The organism is Methylobacterium sp. J-059 (genome assembly GCF_022829485.1).
Classification (GTDB): Bacteria; Pseudomonadota; Alphaproteobacteria; order Rhizobiales; family Beijerinckiaceae; genus Methylobacterium.
This window is the reverse complement of the sequence record NZ_JAKSYA010000074.1, coordinates 1-9,057: the sequence shown is the minus strand read 5'-3', so window position 1 is coordinate 9,057 and position 9,057 is coordinate 1. Positions and strand designations below refer to the sequence as shown.

Here is a 9,057-nt window from a genome sequence, read left to right as displayed (position 1 = left end):
CAGGCTGTCGAGCGGGCGCCCGCGCAGGGCCTCGATCACCGCCGGGGTCACGTCCACCAGCTCGTAGCGCGCCAGCAGCCCCTCCGGCGTCGACAGCTCCGCCCCCGCCTCCACGGCACGCGCCGTCGGACCCGAAGCCGGAAGAACCGAGCAGCCCGACACCGCGAGCGCAGTGAGCAGGAGCAGAGGGAGGACGCGCATCCAGGATCGCCTGATCGTTTTCGAGGCTTCGACGCCTAGCCGAACGGAAGCCCCCTGTCCGTAGCGGGGCGGACACACTGAGCCGCGCAGGCCCGGATCGAGGGTGATGATCCCCGCTGCACACACGAAGCCGTCGCGATCCGATGGTCGGAGGGCAGGGGATGCCGCCCGCCGGAAGCGCGATCTGGTTTTCGTACAAATGAAGCTCTATGGGATGGCAATCGAGCCGCCCCGCGATACATCGCACGACTTGGAAAAACTTCCTCGCTCATGAGGCTGCCCCTCTCCTACACACCGCCGGACTTGCAGGCCGAGCGGCCCGGCACGGTGCGCCGACGGCACGTGTTCTTCATTCCCGGCTACGACCCGGAGGCGCGGACCCGCTATCGCCTCCTGTTCGTGCGCGAGCTCCTCCGGCACGCGAAGCGGTTCGGCGATCCGCGGCCCGACATCTCCCCGGCGGTCCTCAGCCCGGACGGCCTCGTCCAGAGCTGGACGGTCGGTCCGGGCCGGGATCCGGGGCGTGCGGCGACGTCCTACGACGTGCTGCTCTGGGACGACCTCGTCGCGCGGGATTTCCGCCGGCCGCGGGTCCTGAGCGTCCTGCTGCTGGTCGTCGGCACGCTGCATGCCCTGCTGCGCGGGCTGATCTTCCGGTTCTACCGGCTCAACTGGCTCTACGGGAACGTGGTCATCTACCCGTTCGTCATGGTCGTGCTGCTCACGGCCCTGTCCGCGGCGATCGGGACGATGGTGCACGCCCATCTCGGCGACTGGTTCGGGCACAGCCTCGGCTGGCCGCCCTGGGTGACCCTGCCCCTCGCCGTCGTCGCCGGGATCGCCTGGATCGTCGCGATCGAGGCGTTGCTCAACCGGTTCTTCTTCTGGCAGCTGCTGAACGACTGGGTGTTCAACTGGCAGCACGGAAACGGCTGGCGGCGCGACTACGCGGAGCGGCTCGAGGTGTTCGCCGACCGCGTCCTGGCGCGGATCGCCGAGGCCGAGGCCCGCGGCGAGCGGCCGGACGAGGTGATGATCGTCGGCCACTCCACCGGCGGCCTCACGGCCGCCGAAGTCGCCGCCCGGATCCTGGCCCGCGCCCCGAAGCTCGGGGCGGACGACATGGCCCTCGCCCTGGTCACGCTCGGGTCCGGCCTGCCCCTCGTCGCCGCGCAGCCCTTCGCCGATCACGTCCGCGCCGAGGTCGCCACGCTCATCGCCTCGCGCCGGATCGTCTGGCTCGACGTGCAGGCGCCGCAGGACTGGATGAACTTCCCCGGCTTCAACCCCGTGCTCGACCTCGACCTGCCGCTCGCCGGCGGCCCGATCGCCAACCCGCTGGTGCGCTCCGCGCAGGTGCGCGACATCCTCACGCCGGAGACCTACGCCAAGGTCTGCCGGAAGCCGTTCCGGATGCATTTCCAGTTCCTGATGTCGAACGAGCGGCCCGGCCCGTACGACTATTTCCGGATGGTGCTGGGGCCGCAATTCCTCCGCGACCGGGCGGTCCGCCCGATCGTCGCCGACCTTCAGCCCAGCCTTCGAAAGGGCGCCGGCTGAGACGCGGCCGTTCTCCCCTCGGGCGGGCGGCGTGCTATCCGTCCGCTGCGATCCCGCCGCCGAACCCGAACCCGGAGCCGCAGCCCCGTGAGCCCGTCCCGATCGAACGACCAGGCGGGGCGGCCCGCCGCGCAGGTGCTCGTGGTGATGGGGGTCTCGGGCTCGGGCAAGAGCACGGTGGCCGCGCTGGTCGCCGAGCGGCTCGGCTGGATCTTCGTCGACGGCGACAGCTTCCACACGCCCGAGCACGTCGCCAAGATGCATGCCGGGCTCGCCCTCGACGACGCGGACCGGGCGCCCTGGCTCGCCTCGATCGCGGTCTGGATCCAGCACCGGCTGGAGCGGGGCGAGTCCGGCGTGATCGTGTGCTCGGCCCTGCGCCGCGCCTATCGCGAGGTGCTCACCGGCGGCTCGCGGCGGGTGCGGATCGTCTACCTCGACGGCAGCCGGGCGCTCATCGCCGGCCGGCTGGCGGGTCGTCACGGGCATTTCATGGCGCCGGCGCTCCTCGACAGCCAGTTCGCGATCCTCGAACCGCCGACCGCCGACGAGCACCCGATCGTCGTCGGGATCGACGATCCCCCCGAGACGGTCGCGGAGCGGGTCGTCGCGCAGATAAACGGGACCGGAAGTGAATCCGCATGAGCGCACGGCGCATCGACCTCGTGATTTCGGACGTCGACGGCACCCTCGTCGGCACCGACAAGAGCCTGAGCCCGGGGACGATCGCGGCGGTGGCGCGCCTGCACGCCGCCAGCATCGGCTTCACCGTGGCGTCCGCCCGCCCGCCGGTCGGCCTGCGCGGCCTCGTCGAGACCCTGGCGCTCCGCCTGCCGATGAGCGCCTTCAACGGCGCGACGGTGGTCGGCCCGGACCTCGCCGTGATCGAGGAGCGGCTGATCCCGGAGGCCACCGCCCGGGATGCGGTCGACCGGCTCGTCGCCGCGAAACTCGACGTCTGGGTCTTCGCCGACGGCTCGTGGAGCCTGCGCGACCCGGCGGGGGCCTATACGGACCTCGAGCGCCGGACCCTCGATGCCGAGCCGAACGTGGTCGCCGACCTTTCCCCCCTGCTGGGCCGCGCCTCCAAGCTCGTCGGCGTCAGCCGGGACCACGCGCACCTGGCCGCCTGCGAGGCCGAGATCGGCGGTGCCCTGGAGGGCCGCGCGGTCGTGCACCGCTCCCAGGCCTACTACCTCGACGTGACGCCGCCGGGCATCGACAAGGGCGGCTTCGTGGACTGGATGGCGCAACATCTTGGCATCGCGCGCGACCGCATCGCCACCTTCGGCGATGCCGGCAACGACGGGGCGATGTTCGCGCGCAGCGGGGTTTCGGTGGCGATGGGCAACGCCGAGGAGGCGGTGAAGGCGGCGGCCACCGACCTCACCGACACCAACGATGCCGACGGCTTCGCCGAGGCGGTCGATCGGCTGATCCTGCCCTGACGCCCGGAGGGCGACGTCTGTGGCATGCCGGGCACAGGCCGGCGCCCCCGGTCTCGTCGCCCACCGGCGACCGCATCCGAGCCGCTTTCCGGCCTCATTTGACCCCGACCTAGCTTGACCAGAACAAGCGGGACCGGGTCTTCAGGATGCATCGACGCCTTCTCCTCGCCGCAGCTCTGGCGGTCGTGACCGTCCCGGCCATCGCGCAGGGAGCCCGCGACAACATCGATGCGCTGATCGAGCAGCACGCGAAGGCGAACGGCGTCCCGGCGAGCTTCGTCCACGCGGTGGTCAAGCGCGAGAGCAACTACAACCCGAAGGCCAAGGGCGGCAGCGCGCTCGGGCTGATGCAGATCAAGCCCGCCACCGCGCGCAGCCTCGGCTACCAGGGCGACGCCGCCGGCCTCCTCGACCCGGCGACGAACCTCAAATACGGCGTCGCCTACCTCGCCGGCGCCTACCGCACGGCGCAGGGCAACATCACGCAGGCCTACGGCTACTACAATCGCGGGTACTATTACGCGGCCAAGCGCCAGGGCATCTCCACCGAGGTCGCCTCCGTGGTCGCCCCGGTCGCCGCCTCGGCGAGCGCGGTTGCGAGCCTGTTCACCGGCGCCCCCCCGGCCGACCCCAACCTCGCCGCCGCCAACGTCGCCCTGGCCTATGCGCCGACCGCGGCCGCAGCACCGGCCGAGACCGTCGCGGTGCCGCTGCCGCCCCGTCGCCCCGCTGCCTTCGGCGCCGGCGATTCGGTGGAGATGGCGAGCCTGCGGCCGACGCAGGATCCGGCGGCCGATCAGCCCCAGGCCGATTCGGCCGGCGCGGCCCAGACCGTCTCGGTGCCGCTGCCGCCGCGCCGGCCCGATGCCTTCGGCGCCCCGGTCCAGGTGGCCAGCGCCGACCTTTCCAACCTGACCCTCGCCGCGACGCCGGCAGCGCCGACGCCGGCCGCCGCCACATCGGTCGATCCGGCGGCGGACACGGTGGCGGTGCCGCTGCCGCCGCACCGCCCTTCGGCCGAGCGTCTCGCCGCCGTCGTACGGCCCGCGGCGCCCCGCAGGACACCCGCCGGGGAGCCCGTCCTCGAAGCCACCGCACTCACCACCGAGTGAGAGAATCAGGCATATCGCGCGGGAAAACTGCACCCGTTGTCCCTACAACGATCGGCGCGCCGGGTTGACCGCGGGACCGCAGCGCAACACATACGGGGCGTCGGACGAGAGGACCGGTGAGGCGGACGCATTTTGCGTCGCAGCATCGCAACCGCTCGAATTCCTTGAGACGAACAATCATGCACCGAGGGCAGGGGTGCGCCGGACGTCTCGCGAGAGATCGGGCGTGACCGCGTCATGGCCGCCCTCACGCGAGGTTCGCGGCGCATGACTTGCGTCGGGATGGCCGAGAGGCCGGTCTCGCGCTTGGGATCAATCGGAAAGCGGACGACGCCATGGCCGGCGCGGTGGAACAAGAATCACTCTTCCTGAACGACCTCGGTCGTCGGGTCCGCCATGCGCGCACGGTTCGCGGGCTGTCGCGCAAGCTGCTGTCGCAGACGTCGGGCCTGTCCGAGCGCTACATCGCCCAGCTCGAGGGCGGGCAGGGCAACGTCTCGATCATCCTGCTGCGGCGCGTCGCCGACGCCATGGGCGTGCGCCTCGACGACCTGATCACCGGCAACGACGCGATTCCGGATTGGCCGGTGCTGCGCGACCTGCTGGGGCAGGCTTCGCCGGCGCAGATCGCGGCCGCCAAGGAAGCGCTCTCCGGCGGCCCGCGCGACGGCAGCATGCCGCGCCCCCGCGTGGCGGTGGTCGGCCTGCGCGGTGCCGGCAAGTCCACGCTCGGGCGGATGACCGCGGAACGCCTCGGCTGGCCGTTCATCGAGCTCAACGCCGAGATCGAGCGCGAGAACGCGCTCTCGGTCCAGGAGATCTTCGCGATCTACGGGCAGGAAGGCTATCGCCGGCTCGAGCAGGCGGCGCTGCGGCGCCTGACCGAGCATCCCGGTCCGCTGGTGCTCGCGACCAGCGGCGGCATCGTCGCCGAGCCCCTGACCTACGACCTCCTGCTGCAGGCGTTCTTCACCGTCTGGCTCAAGGCCCGGCCGGAGGAGCACATGCAGCGGGTCCGCGACCAGGGGCACCTCGCCATGACCGGCGACCACGCCTCGGCGATGCTGGAGCTGCGGGCGGTGCTCGCCAGCCGCGAGCCGCTCTACGCCCGCGCCTCGGCGACGGTCGACACCTCCGACGTCCCCGTCGAGGTGATGGTCGATCGCCTGACGCAAACGATCGAGGCGCGCTTCCAGGCGCAGGCGGCGACCGCCTGAGGGTTGCAATGCCGTGCCCGGCGTCTCGCGCCGACCCTTGATCGTGGGCCGGCGTCACCCCAAGCTTTCGGCGTGCGTCGGGCGACGACCGGGCATCGCCGGTCCGCAACCGACCCGTGATCATCCGTGACCCGGCGCGACCCGGCCGGGGCGCCCCGGCGCCGACCGGCCATCGGGCTTCGTCCCGCGCCACCGAGGAGCATACCATGACTGGCAGTCACGCCCTCGGGCGTCCCGTCGCCGACGGGCTCGCCGGCACCGTCGATCCGGTCTGGTCGCGCCTGCGGGCCGAATCCGAGGCGGTGATCCGCGACGAGCCCCAGCTCGCGTCCTTCATCGTGGCGACGATCCTCAACCATACCAGCCTGGAGGGCGCGGTCTCGCACCGGGTCGCCGCAAGGCTCGGGCATCCTGCGCTGCCGTCCGAGCTCGTGGCGCATGCCTTCCACGAGGCGATCCAGGCGGACCCGCGCATCGGCGAGGCGTTCCGGGCCGACATCGTCGCGGTGATGGATCGCGATCCCGCGACCAGCCGCGCGATCGAGCCTGTGCTGTACTTCAAGGGGTTCCACGCCATCCAGGCCCACCGGCTGGCGCACCACGTCTGGAACCAGGGCCGGCGCGACCTCGCCCTCTACCTCCAGAGCCGGTCGTCCGAGGTGTTCCAGTGCGACATCCATCCGGCGGCGCGGATCGGGCGGGGCGTGTTCCTCGACCACGCCACCGGCCTCGTCGTCGGCTCCACCGCGGTGATCGAGGACGACGTCTCGATCCTGCATGCGGTGACGCTGGGCGGCACCGGCAAGCAGGGCGCCGACCGCCATCCCAAGATCCGCCGCGGCGTGATGATCGGCGCCGGCGCCAAGATCCTCGGCAACATCGAGGTCGGGGAATGCGCCCGGGTCGCCGCCGGCTCGGTGGTCCTGCGTCCGGTTCCGGCCAACACCACGGTGGTCGGCGTGCCGGCCCGCGTCGTCGGCACCGCCGGCTGCGCCGAGCCCGCCCGCGCCATGGATCAGCTCGTCAGCATCGACCAGTTCATCCACATGGCCGAGGGGATCTGACGCGGGCGGGCCGCCGCGCTTGCTCCACCGCCGAGGGCGTGGCAAGCGGTGGCCCGGCCGCCGGGCGGGCCGCCGATCACGGCGCGCATCGCCGAAGACACTCTGCATGAAGAACCCGAAAGGCTCGACAGCGTGACCAAGCCCGAAGTCGCGAAGCTGCAGGACTACCTGCGCCGCAAATTCGCCAATGCCAGCATCCGCATCGTGGCACTGAAGAACGGCGATTCCGCCGAGGTCTACATCGGCGAGGAGTCGATCGGCGTAATCTCCGACGACAAGGAGGACGGCGACGATTCATTCGTGTTCCGGATGGCGATCCTCGACATCGACCTCGAGGAAGAGGCCTGAGGCCGGCGTCTCGCCTGTGCACGAATTAACGCTAACCCGCACAAGTGCTTAACGCTTCGTAAACATCCGGGCTAGACTGCACGCATCCTCGGATGGAGTGCGCGCGTCATGGTCCTCGCCCCCGCTGCCCTCGATACGATCCGGACGCTCTGCGTGGGCTTGGCCCTGTCAGGTTTGCTCGCGAGCGCGTTCGAGTTGTGCACGACGCGCCGCGCGAGCTTCAACCTGCTCGGGCTCGGCGGCGTTACCGCCGTCGCCGCGCTGCCGATGCTGGCCTTCGGCGCTCCGTTCATCATCCTGCGCAACACCCTGCGCGGACGCCGGATCGAGGGCCGCCCGATCCCGTTCGTGATGCTGGCGACGATCATCGCCTGCGGCTGGGGGCTGCTCTCGGGCCGCGTCGCCCTCGACCTCGCGGCCCTCGTCGTCGGCGCCTGAGCCGGGCCGTCAGCGGTTGGCCGTCGCCACCGGCGACGCGCCGCCATCGAGCGTCACCCACGCCCGCCCGTCCTGCCCCTCGCGCTTGATGTAGGCGTATCCCGTGTTGCGCCACGACAGGATCGTGTTGGTCTTGTTGTCGAGGATGAAGTCGCCGCGGTCGGTGCGCACCATCAGCACCGCGTGGCCCTCGCCGATGTCGTCGATCACCACGGTCATCCGCAGGGCACGCCGGGGAAGCCCGCGCTCGATCAGCATCCGGCGCTTGAGCAGCTGGTAATCCTCGCAATCGCCGAACCCGTCATCCGGGAAGTCCCAACGGTCGACGACGCCCCAGTGCGCTTGGTCGGTGATCGGCCTGATCCGTGCGTTGACCCGGCGGTTCACGCTCGCCAGCGTCCGCCACAGGGCGGTGTTCATCGCGATGGTCGCCGGCTCGCGGGTGTCGACGTCGCATTCGGCCGGCATGCGTCGGCAGAACTCGGTCCACGCCGCCACCGGCCGCGCCGCCGGCCCGGTCTCCACGGCGGTGGCCGCATCGGGCGGGAGGGCGGCGATGCGCGGCTGGGTGGAGGCACCCCCGATCATCAGGATCGTTCCGGCGAAGCCCAGGGCCGCGGCGCGTCCCGTGCGCCGCACCGCATCGCGCCATCGGATGCCGCCGAGGGCACCTGCCGCCTGGACAACCGCGTGCCGCATGCTCGATGCTCCGCCCTGCCGAAGCGCCCAAGCTGGCACGCTCCGGTCGGCGGCTCAATCGAAATTTAAGGGCGAATTAACCACGTCGGCGGCGAAAGGTTCCGATCCCGCGTGGTGATGTAAGGGCGCCACCCGCACATGCGCCATGGGTATGCGTGCCCTGCACGGTCGATCAGCCCTTGATTCCGGCGTGATTCGCGGCTTGAGACTGTGACACCGGCGTGACGGCGTGCCGGTGCCATGGGATCGGCATTTGAGGGTCTCAGCAAGACGCCGGCCAACGCGCCGCCAGGGATCATCGCAACCGTGTCGCAACCGCCCATCCATCTCATGATCCGGGCTCTCGCCGAGAACGGCGCCCCGGGGGCGATCGACATCGCCCAGCACGCGGTGGAGATGTTCCTCGCCGCCTCGCCCACCGACGCCGACCGCGCGCTCGCCGTCGACATCCTCCTGCGCGATCTGGCCAGCCTGCGCGGCGTCGCCCCCCACATCACCGCCTTCATTGGGCGGATCGAGATGCAGCTCGGCCGGATCCGCCGCGACGCCCTTAAGCGTCCGGCGCAGCGGCCCGTGCCGGCGGATGCCGAGATGACGGAAGAACCCGTCCCGTCCGAGGTCGAGGCCGAGCCGGCGCTCCAGGCCGCCTGAGCCTCAGCGGTTGGCGGTGGTGACCGGGGAGGTGACGCCGCCGAGGGAGACCCAGGCGACGGCGTCCTGGCTCTCGCGCGTGATGAAGGTGTAGCCGGTGCGGTGCCAGGGCAGGATCTGGATGGTCTTGTTGTCGAGCACCAGGTCGCCGCGGTCAGTGATCAGGGTGAGCACGGCGGGGTCCTCTCCCTACTGGTCGATGACCACGGTCATCCGCATGGCGCGGCTCGGCAGGCCGGCCTTGGCCAGCAGGACACGCGTGAGCAGCCTAAAATCCTCGTACTAGTCCCACCCGCCCTCGGCTTAGTCCCACGTGTCT

The 9,057-nt window shown here is 71.1% G+C and carries 10 protein-coding genes and 2 pseudogenes; 9 read left to right on the top strand and 3 right to left on the bottom strand.

Features of this window, described 5'->3' with window-relative positions; genetic code table 11:
• Positions 1-201 (bottom strand): annotated as a pseudogene (locus tag MKK55_RS08465) (sugar transporter); the annotation flags it as partial.
• Between the two features lie 270 nt (positions 202-471).
• Here MKK55_RS08465 and MKK55_RS08460 point away from each other — a divergent pair.
• The 8 genes from MKK55_RS08460 (at position 472) to MKK55_RS08425 (ending at position 7,388) form a co-directional block, all read left to right on the top strand.
• Positions 472-1,761, top strand: coding sequence for an alpha/beta hydrolase (locus tag MKK55_RS08460; RefSeq protein WP_147725612.1), 1,290 nt, complete (start codon positions 472-474; stop codon positions 1,759-1,761).
• Between the two features lie 147 nt (positions 1,762-1,908).
• Positions 1,909-2,406: a gluconokinase gene (locus tag MKK55_RS08455; protein ID WP_147725619.1), complete on the top strand. Its 498-nt coding sequence runs from the start codon at positions 1,909-1,911 to the stop codon at positions 2,404-2,406.
• A complete protein-coding gene (locus MKK55_RS08450; RefSeq protein ID WP_243934182.1) occupies positions 2,403-3,209 on the top strand; it encodes a Cof-type HAD-IIB family hydrolase in 807 nt (268 codons plus the stop codon). Before MKK55_RS08455 ends, MKK55_RS08450 begins: the two co-directional genes overlap by 4 nt.
• A gap of 146 nt (positions 3,210-3,355) precedes the next feature.
• Positions 3,356-4,321: a lytic transglycosylase domain-containing protein gene (locus MKK55_RS08445; protein WP_243934181.1), complete on the top strand. Its 966-nt coding sequence runs from the start codon at positions 3,356-3,358 to the stop codon at positions 4,319-4,321.
• A gap of 311 nt (positions 4,322-4,632) precedes the next feature.
• The gene (locus MKK55_RS08440; protein ID WP_281406289.1) at positions 4,633-5,538 is read left to right on the top strand and encodes a helix-turn-helix transcriptional regulator; all 906 of its coding nucleotides are present in this window, start codon (positions 4,633-4,635) and stop codon (positions 5,536-5,538) included.
• 206 nt (positions 5,539-5,744) lie between these two features.
• A complete protein-coding gene (gene cysE / locus MKK55_RS08435; protein ID WP_147728555.1) occupies positions 5,745-6,602 on the top strand; it encodes a serine O-acetyltransferase in 858 nt (285 codons plus the stop codon).
• 132 nt (positions 6,603-6,734) lie between these two features.
• Positions 6,735-6,950, top strand: coding sequence for a DUF3126 family protein (locus tag MKK55_RS08430; protein ID WP_147728559.1), 216 nt, complete (start codon positions 6,735-6,737; stop codon positions 6,948-6,950).
• Between the two features lie 108 nt (positions 6,951-7,058).
• A complete protein-coding gene (locus tag MKK55_RS08425) occupies positions 7,059-7,388 on the top strand; it encodes a DUF6949 family protein (RefSeq protein WP_147842284.1) in 330 nt (109 codons plus the stop codon).
• 9 nt (positions 7,389-7,397) lie between these two features.
• Here MKK55_RS08425 and MKK55_RS08420 read toward each other — a convergent pair whose 3' ends face one another.
• Positions 7,398-8,087 carry a transglutaminase-like cysteine peptidase gene (locus tag MKK55_RS08420; protein WP_147842283.1) on the bottom strand — a complete coding sequence of 230 codons (690 nt, stop codon included), beginning with the start codon at positions 8,085-8,087 and terminating at the stop codon, positions 7,398-7,400.
• Between the two features lie 306 nt (positions 8,088-8,393).
• Here MKK55_RS08420 and MKK55_RS08415 point away from each other — a divergent pair, with 306 nt between their 5' ends.
• Positions 8,394-8,738, top strand: a complete 345-nt coding sequence (locus MKK55_RS08415; RefSeq protein ID WP_243932331.1) for a hypothetical protein — start codon at positions 8,394-8,396, stop codon at positions 8,736-8,738.
• A 3-nt stretch (positions 8,739-8,741) separates the two neighbouring features.
• On the opposite strand, the pseudogene MKK55_RS08410 reads toward MKK55_RS08415, so the two are convergent.
• Positions 8,742-9,017, bottom strand: a pseudogene (locus MKK55_RS08410) (transglutaminase-like cysteine peptidase); the annotation flags it as partial.
• Positions 9,018-9,057 lie beyond the last annotated feature (40 nt).